Here is a 19,463-nt window from a genome sequence, read left to right as displayed (position 1 = left end):
TTTCTCTTCCCTCTTACCGGATTGAACGGAAAAAGGGCGCGCCGGAGACCCGGCACGCCCTTCCGCTTATTTGTACATGGTCTGGTTCTTGGTACCCGGCGCGTACTCGTTCGGATCGACCCAGATGTTCACCACAGCGGATTTTCCGCTGGTTTTCACCGCTTCGCGGGCGCGCAGCAGAGCCGGCTGTATCTGGTTCGCCTCATGCACCTCTTCGCCATACCCACCGAGCATTTCGGCAAACTTGGAGAACGGCACATCGCCGAGCTTGTTGCCGACATTGCCGCGCTGATCGCCGTATTTCGCGATCTGGCCGTAGCGGATCTGGTTCATCGAGGAGTTGTTGCCGATGACGGCGATATAGGGCACGCCGAACCGGTTCGCGGTTTCCATGTCGAAGGCGGTCATGCCAAAGGAGCCGTCGCCGTAATAGCAGAGGATTTCCTTTTCCGGATTGGCGAGGCCCGCCGCAACGGCGAAGCCGGTGCCGACACCGAGCGAGCCAAGCGCGCCCGGGTCCATCCAGTTCCCCGGGCCTTTCGGTGCCACGGCCTGGGCGGAGATGGTCACCACGTCGCCGCCGTCACCGATATAGACTGTCTTCTCGGTCAGGAATTCGTTCAGCTCCCACGCCACCCGGTAGGGATGGATCGGGGACTGGTCGGACAGGAACAGCGGCATCAGCTTCTCGGTTGCCGCCTCTTCGGCCGCGCGCAGCTCTTTCAGCCAGCCGTCACGACCCTTGGAGCCATTGTCGACCCGGCCTTTGACGGCAGCGTGCACAGCGGAGAGGATCGCGCCCGGATCGCCGGCGATACCGAGATCCACGTCCCGGTTCTTGCCGACAGTGCTGTAAGACTGATCGATCTGCACCAGCGTCAGGTCTTCGCGGATCCGCTTGCCGTAGCCCATGCGGAAATCGAACGGCGTGCCCACGATCAACAGCAGGTCAGCCTTCTGGAAGGCGAGACGACGGGTCCGGTTATAATAGTGGCTGTCCGTCTGGGGCAGCATGCCGCGAGCGCCGCCATTCATGTAGCAGGCGATGTTCAGGTCCTTGACCAGATCGATCGCCGCTTGATGACCGCGGCTCATCCAGACCTGGGAGCCGACGAGAATGGCAGGACGTTCCGCCTTTACGATGAGGTCCGCAAGACGCTCGATATCGGCCGGATCGCCGATCGACTTGACCGAAGCGCGGTACTTGCCCGGCTCCGGGAGAACGGCGCTGGACAGCGGCACTTCGCGATCGAGAACGTCACGCGGAATTTCGAGATAGGACGGGCCGTAGGCACCGGCAAAACATTCGCGGGCTGCCATCGAGACCATGTCGCCTGCCCGTTCCGTCGAGCGGACACCGGCGGAGAATTTGGTGATCGGCGCCATGATATCGACATGGGGAAGATCCTGCAGCGAGCCCATCTTGTGCTGGGTCAGCGCGCCCTGTCCGCCAATATGCAGCACCGGGCTCTCCGAACGGAAGGCGGTGGCCATGCCGGTCATCGCATTCGTGCAGCCCGGTCCAGCCGTGGTGACAAGGCAGCCGAGCTTGCCGGTCTGCCGGGCGTACCCGTCGGCGGCATGGGCAGCGACCTGCTCGTGACGGAAGTCGACAATGCGGATGCCTTCGTCAACGCAGCCGTCATAGATGTCGATGATGTGCCCGCCGCAGAGCGTGAAAATAGTATCCACACCCTCGTTCTTTAGGGCCTTCGCGACCAAGTGGCCGCCGGAGACGACATCGCCGGATCGGTCTTTTTCCTTGAGTGTATCGGTAGCGGTATCGCTCATATTAAGGCTCCCTTTTATACTGGCGGTCGTTTAAACGCGCACCGCCGCTTGATCTTCGGTTATCCGAGATAGTTCACGTTGTTAGCGACATGCTTGGCGAGTGCGAGTGCATGGTCCCTGACCAGACGCTCCGCCAACTCCCCGTCACGGGCCTCGATTGCCTCGACGATATGCATATGGTCCTGCATCGATCGAGCAATCCGGTCCTGCTCCCCGATGGTCCGTGCACGGATGGCGCGGACATGCAGGAAAATCTTGTCGGTCATCTCCTGAATAAGCGGCGAATGGCCGAGCTTCAGGATGGCCTGGTGGAATTCGATATTGCGGCTCGAATACTCATCGATTTCCAGCCGCCCTTTTTCCGTTTCCTGGAAGATACGACGCAGCTGCTGGATTTCGGCATCCGTGGCCATCTCGGCCGCCTGACGTGCCGCCATGCCTTCAAGCGCTGCCCAGACCTTGATCATCTCGATAATCTCGGCCTTGGTCTTGCGGACGATGAATACGCCGCGCCGGGGCTGGATATCGACCAGTCCCTCCTGCGCCAGCCGCGCCAGCGCTTCGCGCAGCGGCGTCCGGCTGATCCCGAGCTGTTCGGACAATTGCCGTTCGTCGAGCCGCAGATTGGCATCCGGGTCATAGATGTTCATCGAGACGATGCCGTCTTTCAGGGCCGCGTAGGTCTTGTCCTTGAGACTGACCTCGGCCGCAATCGGCGTCACCATCAACGCTGAAGACTCATTCATGCAGATTTCCCCGGCATGCAGAATTCCCGGTCGTTCGACCAATAGCGAGCGCCCCCATGGCGGGGTGCGTGGGTTCTGGTATACCACACACTTTATGCCATGGAATACCTAAATTGCGGTCTGAATGTTCGCTACGTCCAAAGGCCGGCCAGCTGATAAGCCATGAAAAACGAGCCCCGCGAACGCGCGGGGCTTGATCGTGGCACGGGAATGCCCGTTCTGCGTCAGGAACGGGCCCGCTTGACCAGGGCGCGGAGATCAAAATCCGGATCCGCTGCCTGCTCTGGCGTCAGGCCCGCATCAACCGCCAGAAGCCGCCGGCCAAGAGCGTGATCACCAGCCTTGTTGACCGACTCGACACAGCGCAGCTTGCCGTCAGCGAACAGAAATGCGGAAAAGGACCCGGATTCCGGATCGCCCCGCAGCACAGCCTCCTCGCTGCCGTCAGACAGTCCGGCAATCTGCAGCTTTGCTTCGGCCTGATCAGACCAGAACCACGGCACCTCATGATAAGGCTCGGCATCACCCAACAACGCCGCTGCCGCCGTCTTCGCCTGATCGACCGCATTCTGAACGGATTCGAGGCGGACCCGGCGCCCGACCTGCCAATGCACATAGCTGGCGCAGTCTCCGATGGACGCGACTTCCGGCACTGAGGAAAGCATGGTCGGCCCGACGGCAATTCCATTCTCGACGCTGAGACCCGCCGCTTCGGCAAGCTCGGTGCATGGCAGTACGCCGGTGCCCGAAATCACACAATCCGCGTCGATGACACTACCGTCCGCGAGATCGGCTCCGGCCGCGGTCCCGTCGCCGGACAGCCGAATGCCGGAAACCCGGGCATTCAGACGGATGTCCGCCCCAAGTCCGCCAAGGTAACTTAGGAAATAAGCAGAGACAGCCGGCGAGACCGCACGCGCCATCAGCCGCCCTTCGGCTTCCAGCACGGTCACCCGCTTGCCAAGCACAGCGGCCGTCGCCGCGATCTCGAGCCCGATGAACCCGCCGCCGATAACCAGCACGGACTCGGCGGCGTTGAAACCGGCCTTGATTGCCTGACTGTCCTGATAGGTGCGCAGCTCCAGCACGCCCGGCGCGTCGATGTTCGGCACCGGAATTCTCCGGGGGCGGGAGCCCACCGCAAGCGCAATCTTCGAGCATGGAATTGCCGAGCCGTCCGCCAGCCGCACTTCCCCGCCACTCAGGTCAAGCGCGGTCGCCGTCGTGCTCAGGCGCAAATCGATGGACCGGTCCGTGTAGAATTTCTCCGGGCGGAGCGGTGTCGGTTTCGGGTCCGGCTCCTTGATGTAACCTTTGGAGAGCGGTGGTTTCTGATAGGGAAGATCCGGCTCGGAAGTCAGCATGGTCAATGGGCCCTCATAGCCCTTTTCCCTCAGACTGGCCGCCAGCTGCACGCCGCCATGGCTGGCCCCGACGATCACGATGCCTTTATCCGACACGCGCTTCCTCCTGCACTTTAGTTCATGTTTTGTGAGTCGTACCCTATTCCTTGAGGAGAGAGGAATAGATTTCGGCATCCCCGATCCGTCCGACCGGTTTTCCGTCAGCCACAACCATGATCTCTTCGCCAGTCTGAAGACGGCAGCGTAACAGGTCCGCCATCGGCGTGTCCGGCGCTGCGACCGGCACAATACCAGCCCCAAACCCGCCGGACCCGATCGGCTTCGCACCGTCCGGCAGCGCCGTCCCACCGGGGACCGACGCCATCACTGAGTCCGCACGCAGGACATTCAACGGATTCATATGAGAGACGAATTCGGCCACATAGGCATTCGCCGGGTTCATGACGATCTCGTGCGGTGTGCCGCACTGGACAATGCGCCCGCCCTCCATGATCGCGACCTTCGATCCGAGTTTCAGGGCCTCGTCCAGATCATGACTGACAAAGATGATGGTCCGCTGCAACTGTGACTGCAGCTCCAACAACTCATCCTGAAGTTTGGCACGGATCAGCGGGTCGAGTGCGGAAAACGGCTCGTCCATCAGCAGCACGGGCGCCTCGGTCGCAAAGGCACGGGCCAATCCGACACGTTGCTGCATGCCGCCCGAAAGCTCATGCACCTTGCGGTCCGCCCACTGGTCGAGCCCGACCAACGCTAGCTGCTTTGCCACACGCTCGGCGCGTTCCGTCTTGCCGACACCGGACAGCTCCAGCCCAAGCCCGACATTGTCCGCCACCGTGCGCCAGGGCAGCAGGGCAAAATTCTGGAACACCATGGTGACGCGTTCGGTGCGAAGCCGGCGCAATGTGGCTTCGTCCGCACTGGCGGCGTCGATCTCCCGCTCGCCGTCATGCACCCACACGGCACCGCGCACCACCGGGTTGAGCCCGTTCACCGCGCGCAGCAGGGTCGATTTGCCGGAGCCTGACAGCCCCATGATGACGACGATCTCGCCCGGATCGACCGTCAGGCTGCAATCGTGGACGCCGAGGATCTGGCCGGTCTCTGTCTCTATTTCGGAGCGTTCCATGCCCCGGTCCATCAGCGGAAGCGCCTCATCGGGCCGCTTGCCGAAGACGATGTTCACCTTGTCGAAACGTACGGCGGGAGTCGTCATTTGCCGTCCTCCCCGCGTCCGCGGAACATCCGGTCGAGAATGATGGCGATCACCACAATGGCGAGACCGACCTCAAAGCCCTTGGCGATGTTGACCTGGTTGAGGGCACGCAGCGTCGGCACGCCGAGCCCGTCGGCACCGACAAGCGCCGCGATCACGACCATAGAAAGCGACAGCATGATGGTCTGGGTCAGGCCCGCCATGATCTGCGGCAGGGCATAGGGCAGCTCCACCTTCCAAAGCAGCTGCATCCGCGTCGCGCCAAAGGCCTCCCCGGCCTCGATCAGCATTTTCGGCGTTGAGGAAATGCCGAGATGGGTCAGCCGGATCGGTGCCGGGATGGCGAAGATCACCGTGGCGATCAGTCCCGGCACCATGCCGAGTCCGAACAGGATCAGCGCCGGGATCAGATAAACGAATGTCGGAATGGTCTGCATCAGATCGAGGACCGGGCGCATGGCGGAGAACAGCCAGGGGCGCCGTGCGGCGGCAATGCCGAGCGGAACACCCACCCCCATGCAAACCACGGAAGATGCCAGCACAAGGGCGACAGTCTCTGTGGTTTCTTCCCAATAGCCCTGATTGATGATCAGCAGCAGACCCAGGGCGACGAGCAGTGGAAAGGTGATGCTCCGGCGGACCGCATAGGCAATGCCGGCAACGATAACAACGGCCAACAGCGGATGCGGCGCCTGCAGCACCCAGAGGATGCCGTCGATCATGAATTCAAGACCAGCGGCAAGCCCGTCGAAGAACCAGGCGCCGTGATCGGTCAGCCAGTCGACGAAAACTCTCGCCGCCTTCCCGACCGGAAGTTTGTTATCGGTCAGCCAATCCACGGAAAGCTCCCCCGCCCTGCCGTCGCTCTATGACGCATGTAAGAAGAGGCGGCACGAATGCCGCCTCTTTCGGAAGATTAGGCCTTAAAGGCCGAGAGACTTGCGCACGGCCGGCAGCGCGGCCTTGCCGTCCACTGTCGTCACGCCGGAAAGCCATGCGTCGAGGATACCGGCATTGGCCTTCAGCCAGGCTTTCGCGGCATCCTGCGGCTCTTCGCCATCGTTCAGGATCGCGCCCATGATCTCGTTCTCCATACGGAGCGAGAACATCAGGTTGTCGAGCAGCCGTCCGACATTCGGGCATTCCTTGCCATAGCCGGCACGGATGTTGGTCAGAACCGACGCGCCGCCGAGATCGGGGCCGAAGTAATCGTCGCCACCGGCGAGATATGCCATCTCGAAATTGGCATTCATCGGGTGCGGCTCCCAGCCCAGGAATACCACCGGCTCCTCTTTCTTCACCGCGCGAGCGACCTGGGCGAGCATGCCCTGCTCGGAAGATTCGACCACGTCGAAGCCTTTCAGGCCGAAGGCATCCTTCTCGATCATATCGAGGATCAGGCGGTTGCCGTCATTGCCCGGCTCGATACCGTAGATCTTGCCGTCCAGCTTGTCCTTGAACTTGGCAATGTCGGCGAAGCTCTTCAGGCCAGCGTCATAGGCATATTGCGGCACGGCGAGGGTGTATTTCGCCCCATAAAGATTAACGCCAACAGTCTCCACAGAGCCTTCGTCGCGGTATTTCGCGATATCGCCTTCCATGGTCGGCATCCAATTGCCGAGGAAGACGTCGATGTCCTTGTTCTTCAGTGACGCATAGGTCACCGGAACGGAAAGTACCTTTACGTCAGTCTCGTAGCCCATCGCTTCGAGTACCGTCGTGGTCGCAGCAGTCGTCGCGGTGATATCGGTCCAGCCAACATCGGAGAAGCGCACGGTCGAGCAGTGATTGTCGGCCATCGCGGCGCCGGATGACATGATTCCGGCCGCCAAGGCGACGGCGAATGCAGTTTTGGATTTCAGCATGATTTATGCTCCCTGTTTGGATTGCCCCCGTTACTTATCAGAGCAGGCAAACATTATAGCAAATCCTGTGCAAGATTTTTATTGATTGAGCAGTCAATCAAAAATACGGTCGGGCCCGAAAGGACCTGCCGCCCATGCCCAAAATCGGAATGGAACCGATCCGCCGCAAAGCCCTGATCAATGCCGCGATCGAGGCTATTCACGCACGCGGATCCTTCGAGGTAACGATGAGCGAGATCGCCCGTCAGGCGGGGGTCTCGGCCGCACTGGCGCATCATTATTTCGGCAGCAAGGATCAGCTGATCGTCGCCACCATGCGGCATCTTCTGAGTGAGCTTTCGGTTGAGATCGTCGCGGCACTGCGCGCCTCTAAAACGCCACGGGAACGCCTCTCGGGCATCATCCAGGCGAACTTTGCTTCCGACCAGTTCCGGCCGGCAACGATCTCCGCCTGGCTCAGCTTCTATGTGAAAGCCCAGAGCATGGACGAGGCGTGCCGCGTCCTCTCCGTCTACGCAAGGCGTCTGCGCAGCAATCTGCAGCACGCGCTGACACAACTGACGGACCGGGAGCATGCGCAGCACATTGCCGAAGGCACCGCGGCCCTGATTGACGGCCTCTATCTCCGGCACGCGCTGCTGGACAGCGATCCGGACCGCGCCGCCGCGATCAGGCTGACTGAAGATTATATCGATGCGCAACTCACAGCCGGGGGGAAGACGTGACGAAGCAGCCCAATATCCTGATCCTGATGGTCGACCAGTTGAACGGAACCCTGTTCCCGGACGGCCCTGCGGATTTCCTGCATGCGCCCGCTTTGAAGGCACTTGCGGCACGATCCGCCCGGTTCAGGAATTCCTATACGGGCAGCCCGCTTTGCGCGCCCGGCCGTGCCGCCTTCATGTCCGGCCGCCTGCCCTCCCGGACAGGCGTCTACGACAATGCGGCCGAGTTCACGTCCGACATCCCGACCTACGCTCATCACCTGCGCCGGGCCGGGTATTACACCTGCCTCTCCGGCAAGATGCACTTTGTCGGGCCGGACCAGTTGCACGGCTTCGAGGAGAGGCTGACGACGGATATTTATCCCGCCGATTTCGGCTGGACGCCGGACTACCGCAAGCCGGGCGAGCGGATCGACTGGTGGTATCACAATCTCGGCTCAGTCACCGGCGCGGGCGTCGCCGAGATCTCCAACCAGATGGAATATGACGACGAGGTCGCCTTCAACGCGGAACAGAAGCTCTACCAGCTTTCCCGTGGCAGCGATGAGCGCCCATGGTGCCTGACGGTCAGCTTCACCCATCCGCACGACCCCTATGTCGCCCGCCGGAAATTCTGGGATCTCTATGAAGACTGCCCGGAACTGGAACCGCGCGTCGGGGCCGTGCCGTTCGAGGATCAGGACGCCCACAGCCAACGGCTCTATCTCGCCAACGACTACAAGAATTTCGACATCACCACCGAGGACGTCCGCCGCTCCCGCCAGGCCTATTACGCAAACATCTCCTATCTGGACGACAAGATCGCGACGCTGCTGGACACCCTGAAGCGCTGCCGGATGGACGAAGATACCGTGGTGGTGTTCTGCTCCGATCACGGCGACATGCTGGGAGAGCGCGGGCTCTGGTTCAAGATGAGCTTCTTCGAAGGCTCCGCCCGCGTGCCGATGATGATCGCGGGACCTGGCATCGAGGGCCGTACTGTTACCGCTCCGGTCTCGACCATCGACATCACACCGACCCTTGCCGATATCGCGGGCGTTGACCTGTCCGAGGTCGCGCCCTGGACGGACGGAGAGTCCCTGAAGCCTTTGATCGAAGGCGGTGAACGCACTTCCCCGGTCCTGATCGAATATGCCGCCGAAGGCTCCTATGCCCCGCTGATCTCGATCCGGCGTGGCCGCTTCAAGTTCAATCACTGCGAACTCGACCCGCCGCAGCTTTTTGATCTCGAAGCAGATCCGGACGAGTTGACGAACCTCGCTACAGATCCCGCCCATGCCGAGACCCTCGCCGCCTTCGAGGCTGAGATGCGGGAACGCTGGGACATGGCGCGGTTCGACCGGGAGGTCCGGGACAGCCAGGCGCGCCGCTGGGTTGTCTACGAAGCCTTGCGCAACGGTTCCTACTACCCGTGGGACTTCCAGCCGCTGCAGAAAGCATCCGAGCGCTATATGCGTAACCACATGGATCTCAACACCCTTGAGGAGGCCGCGCGTTTCCCGCGCGGTGAATGAAGCCCATGCAAGCAGATTTCGTGATCGTCGGCTCCGGCTCCGCCGGCGCAGTGATGGCCGACCGGCTCTCAGCCGACGGCAAGCACTCGGTCATCGTCGTGGAATACGGCGGCACCGATATCGGCCCCTTCATTCAGATGCCGGCCGCCCTGTCCTATCCAATGAACATGAGCCGTTATGACTGGGGCTACGAAAGCGAGCCGGAACCGCATCTCGGCGGCCGCCGCCTGGCTTGCCCGCGCGGCAAGGTGATCGGCGGCTCCTCATCGATCAACGGCATGGTCTATGTCCGCGGCCACGCTCGCGATTACGATAATTGGGACGAGCAAGGCGCCAAAGGGTGGGCCTATAAGGACGTGCTGCCATATTTCGAGCGCATGGAATCCAGCCATGGCGGACAGGACGGCTGGCGCGGCACCAATGGCCCCCTTCATGTAACGCGCGGACCGCGCAAAAACCCGCTCTATCACGCCTTCGTCGAAGCCGGGCAGCAGGCCGGGTTCGAGATGACGGAAGACTATAACGGTGAGAAGCAGGAAGGCTTCGGGCCGATGGAGATGACGGTCCATAACGGCCGCCGCTGGTCCGCCGCCAATGCCTATCTGAAGCCGGCCCTGAAGCGCCCGAACCTGACCATGGTGAATGGCCTCGCCCGCCGCGTCCTGTTCGAGGGCAAACGCGCCACCGGGATCGAGATCGCGCGTGGCAGCTCAATCGAGACCATCACAGCGAACCGTGAAGTGATCCTCGCCGCCTCCTCGATCAACTCGCCGAAACTGCTGAAACTCTCAGGCATTGGCCCGGCGGACGAACTCGCCAGACACGGCATTGACGTGCTGGCGGACCGGCCCGGTGTCGGCGCCAACCTGCAGGACCATCTGGAACTCTATATCCAACAGGAATGTACCCAGCCGATCAGCCTTTATTCGAAGCTGAACCTGTTTTCCAAGGGCTTGATCGGGCTCGAGTGGCTGCTCTTCAAATCCGGCCTCGGCGCCACCAACCATTTCGAGAGCGCCGCCTTCCTGCGCTCCAAGGCAGGCGTCGAATATCCGGACATCCAGTATCACTTTCTGCCTGTCGCGATCCGTTACGATGGCAAGGCACCGGCCAAGAGCCACGGCTTCCAGGCCCATGTCGGACCGATGCGCTCTAAGTCGCGCGGTTCCGTCACCTTGCGTTCGGCCGATCCGAATGACGCCCCGGTGATCCAGTTCAACTACATGAGCCATGAGGATGATTGGGCCGATTTCCGGCACTGCATCCGGCTGACCCGAAACATCTTCGGGCAGGACGCCTTCACCCCCTATCGCGGCCGGGAGATCTCCCCGGGCGACGATGTGGCAAGCGATGAAGCACTGGATGCATTCATCAGCGAGGCCGTGGAAAGCGCCTACCATCCGAGCGGCACCTGCCGCATGGGCGCTGCGGACGATACGATGGCCGTGGTCGATCCGGAATGCCGGGTGATCGGGGTCGAGGGACTTAGGCTCGCGGACAGTTCGATCTTTCCGCGCATTCCGAACGGGAACCTGAACGGACCGTCGATTATGGTTGGTGAAAAGGCCTCCGATCATATCCTCGGCAAGACACCGCTGCCGCCCTCGAACAAGCAGCCCTGGATCAATCCGCGCTGGGAAACCTCAGATCGCTGATGACGCCCCGTCGCTGATACTGACAAAAGGACCAAACATATGCGCGCGCAACCGACCGCTTCCCACTTCGTCGCCGGCAGCCCGATGGAAAGCCCCAAGGGCAAAAGCTTCCCCAGTCTCTATCCGGCCACCGGGGAGACCATCGCGGAACTTCATGCCGCCGATGCCGATACCATCGACAAGGCGGTTTCCGCCGCACGGGAAGGTCAGAAGATCTGGGCAGCCCTCAGCGGTGCCGAACGTGGACGGGTACTGCGGAAGGCCGCCGATCTGATCCGCGAGCGCAATCGGGAGCTTTCGCTGCTGGAGACACTGGATACCGGAAAACCATTGCAGGAGACGCTGGTGGCGGATGCTGCCTCGGGAGCGGACTGCCTCGAGTATTTCGGCGGTATCGCGGCCGACATCCACGGCGAATACACCGATCTGGGCGGTTCCTTCGCCTATACACGGCGCGAGCCGCTCGGCGTCTGCGTCGGCATCGGCGCCTGGAACTACCCGATCCAGATCGCCTGCTGGAAATCGGCACCGGCGCTGGCCTGCGGTAATGCGATGATCTTCAAGCCGTCGGAAACCACACCGCTGACAGCCCTGAAATTGGCCGAGATCTACAAGGAAGCAGGCCTGCCCGACGGCGTCTTCAGCGTGGTCCAAGGCTTCGGCGATGTCGGCGCGGCGCTGGTCAATCATCCGGGCGTGGATAAAGTCTCCGTCACCGGGTCCGTTCCCACCGGGGCGAAGGTGATGGCAGCGGCTGCGGAAGGCCTGAAACAGGTCACGCTGGAGCTCGGCGGCAAATCCCCGATCATCGTCTTCGAGGATGCGGATATTGAGAACGCGATTGCCGGCGCCATGCTCGGCAATTTCTATTCAAGCGGCCAGATCTGCTCCAACGGCACGCGCGTTTTCGTACAGAAAAGCATCAAGCAGAAATTCCTCGACCGGCTGCGCGAGCGCACCGCGAAGATCCGTCTTGGCGATCCGATGGACGAGGATACCCATCTCGGCCCGCTCATCTCCAAGCCGCAGTTCGAGAAGGTGCTCGGCTATATCCAGACCGGCCGCGATGAAGGCGCCCGCGTGCTGATCGGCGGCGACGCCGCCACGGTTCAATCTTTCCCCGATGGCTGGTTCGTCGCCCCGACCGTCTTCGCGGACGTGAAGGACAGCATGACCGTCGCCCGGGAAGAGATCTTCGGCCCGGTGATGTGCGTGCTCGATTTCGACACCGAAGAGGAAGTGCTCGCCCGCGCAAACGCCACCGATTTCGGCCTCGCCGCCGGGGTCTTCACGAAAGACATCCAGCGCGGCCACCGCGTCGTCGCGGCGCTTGAGGCCGGCACCTGCTGGATCAATGCCTACAACCTGACCCCGATTGAAATGCCCTTCGGCGGCGTCAAGAAATCCGGCATCGGCCGCGAGAACGCCCGCGCCGCCATCGAGCATTACAGCCAGTTCAAGAGCGTCTATGTCGAAATGGGAGATGTCGACAGTCCGTACTGAAGTAGAAGGCGCTTTCACCGCTCCGCCAAACCGTTGCGTAATCTGGTCCATGAAGCGCCCTCCACATAAGTTCGGGCCGGAGATCAATAAAACGGAGCCGGAATCTGTGCGCCTATTGTCCAACCAATCAGGGCGAGGACAGACCAGAGAAAATGCAGCACCATCCATCCAGTAATAAGGAAACACCCTACCCAGCCAAACATCTGAAAGGCTGGTCCCGCTTTGCGAAGATGAAACATGAGCAGGATTGCAGCGAGGGTTATCCAAGAAACGCTTGAAACGACATAATTCCAGTGGCTGTCATACCTCCAGCCTCCCCCTTCCCATGGGATTGGATAGGACACCGGATCATCAAAATACCAATACAAATCGAACAGGCTGGAGACGATGATCAATGCCGGCCCGATACATAGCAGCAACCGAAGTTGGCCCACTTTCACTGTCGGCACCTCATTTCTGGTCCTCTTCATTCAGTTAGGCACAGGTCCTGCTCAATATCTCACGATCAAATCCATGTCGGCGCCATACGTCCTGAACTTTTCTGCAAAATCCGACATCCTATCCGTTAAATCGACACATCCAGCAGATCCTGGAAAAGCTCCGCCATGAATCGAAAAACCGCTTCTTCCATGAACATCGTTTCCCCTGCTTGGCTCTATCCATACTCTATGGTTGCCCCATGCTATTTTCCCTCCTGGCCAATTCGTCACTTTGATGTTCAAAAAGAGAAGATATGAGGCGAGACGGTTTATCAACGGCGCGTCGTCAAATCTCTGATATCGATCCTGCCTGACACGCCACTTGCCTTCCGGCAACGGGCCTTTGTCTTTAAGTACTTGAAATTCCTTCGTCTGAAATCCGGACACACCTGATACTGCGGGCCAGCAAGTCTGAGTTTCACGATGGCCGAACCAACACAATTTTGTCCCGTCAAACTCCAGATACGGTGTCCGAACATGAGGTGATTGGCGTAGCTCTCGCCGCACCATTTCAGTCAGATGCCGATGGACAGGATCGTTCGGCTGGAGTGTATCTGCCGTCGACTCATTTTGTGACGCTTGAAAAGCTTCGACTGCCGATACCGTTCTATCGCTAGCTACGCCGTTGATTTCCGCTTCGTAGAACGGCCGATAGGACAGCCGGTCCCTGAGAACCCGCAGAGCCATTTGTACGACAACAACATCATCCTGCCTGTTCACCCCTCTCCGGCCCACACTTGCATGAATTGGCAATGACTTAGGTGACATTCCAATCTCCATACGATAATATTTTTCCTATTGATAGGATAACTATATAGTGGCTCCTTAGTCCGTTTCAATCTTGGCGAGGTATTGTCAGTCCGCGCCTTAGCAGGAACAATGGCGGCAATTAAATGGGGAAATGCCAATGCGCATAAAAATTATCGGCGGCGGACCGGCCGGGCTTTATTTCTCGTACCTTGTGAAGCGTCAGAGGCCCGACTTCGAGGTCACGCTTGTCGAGCGTAATCCGGAAGGCGCCACGTTCGGCTTCGGCGTGGTGTTTTCGGACCAGGCTCTGGCCTTCATGGCGGCCGACGACCCCGAGACTCACGATGCGATCCTGCCCGCCATGGAAACCTGGCGGAACCTGACACTCGACCTTGAAGGCGAGCGGATCGATATCGACGGGATGGGCTTCGCCGCCATCGGACGGCTCGAGCTGATCCAGATCCTGACGGAACGGGCCCGGAGTGTCGGTATCGAGCCTCGGTTCGAAACCGAGGCCGACGATCTGTCCAGACTGGACGATGCGGATCTGATCGTCGGGGCAGACGGGCTGAACTCTTTCATTCGCGGCGATGGATCAGAATACGGCACGGAGATGCCGCAGCTGGAAAACCGCTTCATCTGGTACGGCACGGACCGGCCGTTCGATACCCTCACCCAGTCGTTCCGGCGCTCCGAAGACGGGCCGTTCAACGCCCATCATTATCGCTACACCCCGACACTCAGCACCTTCATCGTCGAGACCGACGAGGACACTTGGCAGGCAGCCGGGTTTGAAGGCATGGGAGAAGCCGAAACCAAGGCCTATTGCGAAAACGTCTTTGCGGATGTGCTGCAGGGCCATAGCCTGATCACGAACAATTCCTACTGGCGCCGTTTCCCCAAACTGTCCTGCAAGAGCTGGCACAGCGGCAACCACGTACTGATCGGCGATGCTGTCCATACAGCACATTTCAGCATCGGCTCCGGCACCCGGCTCGCCATGGAGGACGCCCTCGCTCTTGCAAAGGCCGTCGTGCTTGCCGCACCAGATGACATCCCGGCCGCAATGGAGGCCTACGAGGCTGCCCGCAAACCGATTACCGAAAAGATTGTCCGCGCGGCGAACACCAGCGCGGCCTGGTACGAGGATTTCGCCAGCCATATGGAACTTGCACCGGCCGATTTCGCCTATTCCTATATCCAGCGCAGCGGCCGCATGGACGACGAAAGGCTGCAACGCCTGGCACCCGAGTTCTTCGCCACCTACAGCCCGCACTGGAACGCTGATGCGGCGGGAGGCCAGGCATGACACCCGAACAAATTCTGGACCGCGTGCCAAGAGACGCATCCGAAACCGGCGAAATCGGGTTTTCAGTGCCGGAAACCTACAATGCCTCCAGCCTGCTGTTCGATAATCTGGAGCGCGGACGCGCGGACAAGATCGCTGTCTATTCCGACCGGGGAAACCGGACCTACGGCGAATTGGCTGAGGATGCCGGCCGTTTCGGCAACGGCCTGCTCGCGCTCGGGCTGGAACGTGGTGACCGGGTGTTGCTGCTTATGGACGACACTCCCGCATATCCGGCCGCGATCTTCGGCGCCATCCGGGCGGGCATGGTTCCGATCCTCGCCAACACCCTGTCGAGCTCCGATCTGATTTCCTTCTATATCGAGGATGCCGGCGCACGCGTCATGATCTTCGATGAAGCCCACGCCGATACGGTGACGGCACTCGACGCGGCCGCCCTCGCCCCCGTCACAGCGATCTCGATCAACGGTGCCGGCCCTTCTGCGGTGCCGGATGCCAGAGACGGCGCACGCTGGCTGATGGAGCAGAAAGCTGAGCTGAAAGCGGCAGAGACGGGACGGGATGACCCCGCTTTCATGATGTATTCCTCGGGCTCGACAGGGCGCCCGAAGGGTATTCTCCACTTGCAACACGACGCGCTCTATACGGTCGAGAGCTACGCGCGCCACATTCTGCACATCGGGCCGGACGATATCTGTTTCTCGATCCCGAAGATCTTCTTCGCCTACGGCTTCGGTAATGCAATCGCCTTCCCGTTCCATGCCGGGGCCAGTGTTATCCTGTTCTCCGGGCGGCCAAAGCCGGATGCCGTCTTCGAAATGGTCTCCAGGTTCAAACCGACCCTGCTGTTCGGCCTGCCGACACTCTATACGGCGATGATCAAGGATCCGGCATCGGAACAGGCAGACCTTTCCTCCGTGCGCATGTGCATCTCGGCTGCGGAAATCCTGTCGCAGGAAATTTTCGATGCCTGGAAAGACCGCTTCGGACATGAGATCGTGGAAGGCTTGGGTTCGACCGAAGTTCTGCACGTCTATCTCTCGAACACAGAGTCCGAAAAGAAGATCGGTGCCGCCGGCAAGCGTGTGCCCGGATATGAGGTCATGCTGACAACACCGGAAGGCGCGCCCGCAGGGCCTGGTGAGGATGGTGTTCTGTTGGTTCGTGGCGATTCCAACGCACCCTGCTACTGGAACCGGCCGGACAAGACCGCCGAAACCATGCGTGACGGCTGGATCTATACCGGCGACCGGTTCCGCTGCGACGAGGACGGGTTCTATTTCTTCCTCGGCCGGATAGACGATCTGGTGAAGGTCAGCGGCCAGTGGGTCTATCCACTGGAGGTCGAACTCTGCCTGAACGAGCATCCGCAGATCGTCGAGTGCGCCGTCGCTGCCGTCCAGTTGCCAGACCGCAGGACGATCCTGCGCGCTTTCGTCTCGGCAACCGACGGGACCGAATCCGGTGATCCGCTGACCGCCAGCCTGAAGGCCTATATCCGCGAAACCCTGCTGCCCCACAAGGCGCCACGAGACTTCGTCTATCTGGATAATCTGCCCAAGACAGGGACCGGCAAGATCGACCGTCAGGCCTTGCTTAGGCTCGACCGGAGCGCCTGATCTGAATCCAGGTGGCGGTCCCGGCTGCAAGGGCGACGATACCGATCAAGAGGGTCGCCAGTGCGTTGATCTCCGGTGTCACCCCCAGCCGGACCTTGGAGAATATCACCATGGGCAGGGTCGATGATCCGGGGCCGGATACGAAACTCGCGATCACCAGATCGTCCAGCGAGAGCGTGAAGGCAAGCAACCAGCCCGATGCCAGCGCGGGTGCGAGCATCGGCAGGGTAACCAGCAGGAAGGCTGTGATCGGGCGGGCACCCAGATCAAGAGCCGCCTCCTCGATCGAGCGGTCCAGCCCGCTTGCCCGCGACTGAACGACGACCGCGACATAAGCCGTCGAGAAAGTGATGTGGGCGATCAGGATTGTGTCGATGCCGCGCCCATACGGCCAACCGATGAACTGCTCCATGGACACGAAGGTAAGCAGCAGGCTGATGCCGATGATCACGTCCGGCATGACCAGCGGTGCCGCGATCAGACCGGTGAAGAGAGCCCGTCCGCCAAACCGGCCGAACCTCGCAAGCACCAGCCCGGCCATCGTTCCGAGCAGGGTCGCGCCGGTCGCGTTGATCGTGGCGATCTTCAGCGAGAGCCATGCCGCATTCAGGATCTGCTCGTTGCGAAAGAGCTCCAGATACCATTTCGTCGACCAGCCACCCCACACGCTGACCAGTTTCGACGCATTGAAGCTGAACAGCACAAGCACGACCAGCGGCAGGTAAAGAAAGGCAAAACCGGCCACCACCAGTCCCAGCAGTGCGACCTTGCCCCTTCGCCGGCTCATACCCGTTCCTCCCGCCGGGATTCTGCGATCTGGAACAACATGATCGGCAACACAAGCAGCAACAGCAGCACCACGGCCAGAGAGGATGCCAGCGTCCAGTCCCGCTCGCTGAAGAAGGTGTCCCAGAGCATCCGGCCGATCATCAGCGTGTCTGACGCACCAAGCATGTTCGGGATGACAAACTCGCCGGTTGCCGGGATGAAGACCAACATTGCACCGGCGATAATGCCTGGAACCGAGAGCGGCAGCGTGACCAGCAAAAACGCCTTCCAGGATCGGCAGCCGAGATCCTCCGCCGCCTCAACCAGAGACCAGTCGAGCCGCTCCAGCGTGGCGTAGAGCGGCAGGATCATGAACGGCAGATAGGTATAGGAAATGCCGACATAGAGCGCGAAGTCCGTCTGCAACATGCGGATCGGCGCATCGATCAGGCCGAAATTGAGTAGCAGACCATTCACCAGGCCGGTGTCGGCCATGATCGTCTTCAGGGCATAGACCCGGAGCAGGAAGGAACTCCAGAACGGCAACATCACCGCCATCAGCAACAGGTTACGGACCAGAGGCCGCGCCCGGGCAATGACATAGGCCATTGGATAACCGATCAGCAACGTCACCAGTGTCGAGATGCCAGCGACCCAGAGGGAGTTCAGATAGGCCGCGCGAAACAGCGCGTCTTCAAACAGAAGCTGATAATTGAAGAACGAGCCCTGATAGCTGCCATCCGCACCGAACAATGGCGAATAGGGCGGCTGCGCGATCAGCGGCTCCGACAGTGAAATCCGGAACACGATGGCGAACGGCACCAGAAAGAAAACGAACAGCCAAAGGTATGGAATGCCCGCGACGAGTCCCTTGCCGGAGAACCAGAAAGACTTTCCGGCCGCATCGGTGACCGGCCGGGATGTCGAAGCCTCCGCCATCTAGTCGGCTCCGAGCAGAAGCGCGTTTTCGGGAGAGAACCAGACCTCAACCCGGTCGTCCCAATCCAAGTCGCGCTTGGCCGCATTCTCGCTATTCGCCCGCGTCACTTCGACCAGCGCCCCGTGATCCGTCCGCACCCGGTACGACGTTATGTCTCCCAGATAGGCAAGCCCCTCGACAATTCCGCCGAGCCGGTTCACCTGACTTTCCGGCGCCTCCCCCTCGCGCCCGATCCGGACCTTCTCCGGCCGCACCGCCAGCGCACCTCGAGAGCCTGCCAAGACCGAACCGGCAGCGGCAAAAAGAGGCGCGTCGAGACCATCCACGCTCAATTCCGCGATACCGTCACGGATTGCGGCAACCGACCCGTCGAACAGGGTGATGTTGCCGAGGAACGCCGCGACGAAGCGCGACCCCGGTCTTTCATATAACTCCGAAGGCGTGCCAATCTGCCGAACCTGCCCCTTGTCCATGACGGCGGAGCGGGTCGACAGCACCATGGCTTCTTCCTGATCGTGCGTGACCACGATCATGGTGATGCCGGTATCGTCAGCGAGTTTCATCAACTGATATTGCGCATTCTCGCGCAGCCGCTTGTCGAGCGCACCGAGCGGCTCGTCGAGCAGCAGAAGCTTCGGACGCTTGACGATGGCGCGCGCCAAGGCAACCCGCTGGCGTTGCCCGCCGGAAAGCTGGTGAGGACGACGGTTGGCGAAATCAATCAATTCAAGTTGTGCCAGCGCTTGTGCAACCCGGCTCTCAAGCTCCGCACCGCGGATGCCATCGCGCTTGAGACCGAAAGCCACATTGGCCGCCACGCTCATATGCGGGAACAACGCATAGCTCTGGAACATCATGTTGACCGGCCGCTCATAGGGCGGCAACGCGGTCACGTCCTGACCATCGATTTCGATACTGCCCGCGTCGGGCAATTCGAGCCCGGCGAGCATGCGCAACAAGGTGGTCTTGCCACAACCGGAGCCGCCGAGCAGGCAGAAAATCTCGCCGCGATAGATGTCGAGATCAACGCCGGAGACAGCTTCAATGCCGCCAAATCGCTTCACGATCCCGCGCAACCGCACCACCGGCTCATGCCTGCCTGGTGCTTCCCACGGCCGGTCGGAATATGCGTCGATGATTGCCTGATCGGACATGGCCCGCCCCCGAAGCCGTTTGTCGCCAAATGCCGGAATACGGCATCTGGCGAGGTTCACTGTTC

Annotated in this window: 17 protein-coding genes; 6 read left to right on the top strand and 11 right to left on the bottom strand. The window is 60.8% G+C overall.

From position 1 onward, the window contains the following. Nucleotides 1-66 precede the first annotated feature (66 nt). From IG629_RS01415 to IG629_RS01390, 6 genes are all read right to left on the bottom strand, one after another. The gene (locus tag IG629_RS01415) at nucleotides 67-1,791 is read right to left on the bottom strand and encodes a thiamine pyrophosphate-binding protein (protein ID WP_193170208.1); all 1,725 of its coding nucleotides are present in this window, start codon (nucleotides 1,789-1,791) and stop codon (nucleotides 67-69) included. A gap of 59 nt (nucleotides 1,792-1,850) precedes the next feature. Further along, on the bottom strand, nucleotides 1,851-2,537 hold the full coding sequence (locus tag IG629_RS01410; protein ID WP_193170207.1) for a GntR family transcriptional regulator: 687 nt from the start codon (nucleotides 2,535-2,537) through the stop codon (nucleotides 1,851-1,853). Between the two features lie 224 nt (nucleotides 2,538-2,761). Next, nucleotides 2,762-3,997, bottom strand: a complete 1,236-nt coding sequence (locus tag IG629_RS01405) for an NAD(P)/FAD-dependent oxidoreductase (protein WP_319024989.1) — start codon at nucleotides 3,995-3,997, stop codon at nucleotides 2,762-2,764. Nucleotides 3,998-4,040: 43 nt separating this feature from the next. Next, nucleotides 4,041-5,117, bottom strand: coding sequence for a choline ABC transporter ATP-binding protein (gene choV / locus IG629_RS01400; protein WP_193170205.1), 1,077 nt, complete (start codon nucleotides 5,115-5,117; stop codon nucleotides 4,041-4,043). Beyond that, entirely contained in the window at nucleotides 5,114-5,956 is an 843-nt protein-coding gene (gene choW / locus IG629_RS01395) for a choline ABC transporter permease subunit (protein ID WP_193170204.1), read from the bottom strand. Before choW ends, choV begins: the two co-directional genes overlap by 4 nt. Nucleotides 5,957-6,040: 84 nt before the next feature. Beyond that, the gene (locus IG629_RS01390; protein WP_084608051.1) at nucleotides 6,041-6,982 is read right to left on the bottom strand and encodes a choline ABC transporter substrate-binding protein; all 942 of its coding nucleotides are present in this window, start codon (nucleotides 6,980-6,982) and stop codon (nucleotides 6,041-6,043) included. A 134-nt stretch (nucleotides 6,983-7,116) separates the two neighbouring features. Here IG629_RS01390 and betI point away from each other — a divergent pair, with 134 nt between their 5' ends. The 4 genes from betI to betB are packed head-to-tail and all read left to right on the top strand — an operon-like array spanning nucleotide 7,117 to nucleotide 12,379. Next, nucleotides 7,117-7,707, top strand: coding sequence for a transcriptional regulator BetI (betI, locus tag IG629_RS01385; protein ID WP_193170203.1), 591 nt, complete (start codon nucleotides 7,117-7,119; stop codon nucleotides 7,705-7,707). Further along, on the top strand, nucleotides 7,704-9,221 hold the full coding sequence (gene betC / locus IG629_RS01380) for a choline-sulfatase (RefSeq protein ID WP_193170202.1): 1,518 nt from the start codon (nucleotides 7,704-7,706) through the stop codon (nucleotides 9,219-9,221). The genes betI and betC overlap by 4 nt, the downstream gene beginning before the upstream one ends. A 5-nt stretch (nucleotides 9,222-9,226) precedes the next feature. Next, nucleotides 9,227-10,876 carry a choline dehydrogenase gene (gene betA, locus IG629_RS01375; protein ID WP_193170201.1) on the top strand — a complete coding sequence of 550 codons (1,650 nt, stop codon included), beginning with the start codon at nucleotides 9,227-9,229 and terminating at the stop codon, nucleotides 10,874-10,876. A 39-nt stretch (nucleotides 10,877-10,915) separates the two neighbouring features. Further along, complete coding sequence (betB, locus tag IG629_RS01370) at nucleotides 10,916-12,379, top strand: betaine-aldehyde dehydrogenase (RefSeq protein WP_193170200.1); 1,464 nt, start codon at nucleotides 10,916-10,918, stop codon at nucleotides 12,377-12,379. An 83-nt stretch (nucleotides 12,380-12,462) separates the two neighbouring features. Here the strand turns inward: betB and IG629_RS01365 are convergent, their stop codons facing one another. Further along, a complete protein-coding gene (locus IG629_RS01365; protein WP_193170199.1) occupies nucleotides 12,463-12,819 on the bottom strand; it encodes a hypothetical protein in 357 nt (118 codons plus the stop codon). A 51-nt stretch (nucleotides 12,820-12,870) separates the two neighbouring features. Next, nucleotides 12,871-13,626 (bottom strand): hypothetical protein, encoded by a 756-nt coding sequence (locus IG629_RS01360; RefSeq protein ID WP_193170198.1) that lies wholly within the window; start codon nucleotides 13,624-13,626, stop codon nucleotides 12,871-12,873. A 139-nt stretch (nucleotides 13,627-13,765) separates the two neighbouring features. Here IG629_RS01360 and IG629_RS01355 point away from each other — a divergent pair, with 139 nt between their 5' ends. Together IG629_RS01355 and IG629_RS01350 are read left to right on the top strand one after the other, a co-directional pair. After that, nucleotides 13,766-14,917, top strand: coding sequence for an FAD-dependent monooxygenase (locus IG629_RS01355; protein ID WP_193170197.1), 1,152 nt, complete (start codon nucleotides 13,766-13,768; stop codon nucleotides 14,915-14,917). Then, a complete protein-coding gene (locus IG629_RS01350; protein WP_193170196.1) occupies nucleotides 14,914-16,536 on the top strand; it encodes a benzoate-CoA ligase family protein in 1,623 nt (540 codons plus the stop codon). Before IG629_RS01355 ends, IG629_RS01350 begins: the two co-directional genes overlap by 4 nt. Here IG629_RS01350 and IG629_RS01345 read toward each other — a convergent pair. From IG629_RS01345 to IG629_RS01335, 3 genes are read right to left on the bottom strand one after another with little or no spacing between them, the layout of a single operon-like run. Further along, on the bottom strand, nucleotides 16,514-17,323 hold the full coding sequence (locus IG629_RS01345) for an ABC transporter permease subunit (protein ID WP_193170195.1): 810 nt from the start codon (nucleotides 17,321-17,323) through the stop codon (nucleotides 16,514-16,516). The genes IG629_RS01350 and IG629_RS01345 overlap by 23 nt on opposite strands. Further along, a complete protein-coding gene (locus IG629_RS01340) occupies nucleotides 17,320-18,243 on the bottom strand; it encodes an ABC transporter permease subunit (protein ID WP_193170194.1) in 924 nt (307 codons plus the stop codon). The genes IG629_RS01345 and IG629_RS01340 overlap by 4 nt, the downstream gene beginning before the upstream one ends. Continuing rightward, on the bottom strand, nucleotides 18,244-19,398 hold the full coding sequence (locus IG629_RS01335) for an ABC transporter ATP-binding protein (protein ID WP_193170193.1): 1,155 nt from the start codon (nucleotides 19,396-19,398) through the stop codon (nucleotides 18,244-18,246). Nucleotides 19,399-19,463: the final 65 nt, after the last annotated feature.

Origin of the sequence: Nisaea nitritireducens (assembly GCF_014904795.1) — a bacterium.
Classification (GTDB): Bacteria; Pseudomonadota; Alphaproteobacteria; order Thalassobaculales; family Thalassobaculaceae; genus Nisaea; species Nisaea nitritireducens.
Note: the sequence above shows the minus strand (reverse complement) of the source record. Positions and strands in the feature narration are given on the sequence as shown.

Coding starts and splice junctions, on each gene's coding strand:
- IG629_RS01415 (WP_193170208.1), bottom strand. CDS start 1,791: ATGAGCGATACCGCTACCGATACACTCAAGGAAAAAGACCGATCCGGC.
- IG629_RS01410 (WP_193170207.1), bottom strand. CDS start 2,537: ATGAATGAGTCTTCAGCGTTGATGGTGACGCCGATTGCGGCCGAGGTC.
- choV (WP_193170205.1), bottom strand. CDS start 5,117: ATGACGACTCCCGCCGTACGTTTCGACAAGGTGAACATCGTCTTCGGC.
- IG629_RS01390 (WP_084608051.1), bottom strand. CDS start 6,982: ATGCTGAAATCCAAAACTGCATTCGCCGTCGCCTTGGCGGCCGGAATC.
- betI (WP_193170203.1), top strand. CDS start 7,117: ATGCCCAAAATCGGAATGGAACCGATCCGCCGCAAAGCCCTGATCAAT.
- betA (WP_193170201.1), top strand. CDS start 9,227: ATGCAAGCAGATTTCGTGATCGTCGGCTCCGGCTCCGCCGGCGCAGTG.
- betB (WP_193170200.1), top strand. CDS start 10,916: ATGCGCGCGCAACCGACCGCTTCCCACTTCGTCGCCGGCAGCCCGATG.
- IG629_RS01360 (WP_193170198.1), bottom strand. CDS start 13,626: ATGTCACCTAAGTCATTGCCAATTCATGCAAGTGTGGGCCGGAGAGGG.
- IG629_RS01355 (WP_193170197.1), top strand. CDS start 13,766: ATGCGCATAAAAATTATCGGCGGCGGACCGGCCGGGCTTTATTTCTCG.
- IG629_RS01350 (WP_193170196.1), top strand. CDS start 14,914: ATGACACCCGAACAAATTCTGGACCGCGTGCCAAGAGACGCATCCGAA.
- IG629_RS01345 (WP_193170195.1), bottom strand. CDS start 17,323: ATGAGCCGGCGAAGGGGCAAGGTCGCACTGCTGGGACTGGTGGTGGCC.
- IG629_RS01340 (WP_193170194.1), bottom strand. CDS start 18,243: ATGGCGGAGGCTTCGACATCCCGGCCGGTCACCGATGCGGCCGGAAAG.
- IG629_RS01335 (WP_193170193.1), bottom strand. CDS start 19,398: ATGTCCGATCAGGCAATCATCGACGCATATTCCGACCGGCCGTGGGAA.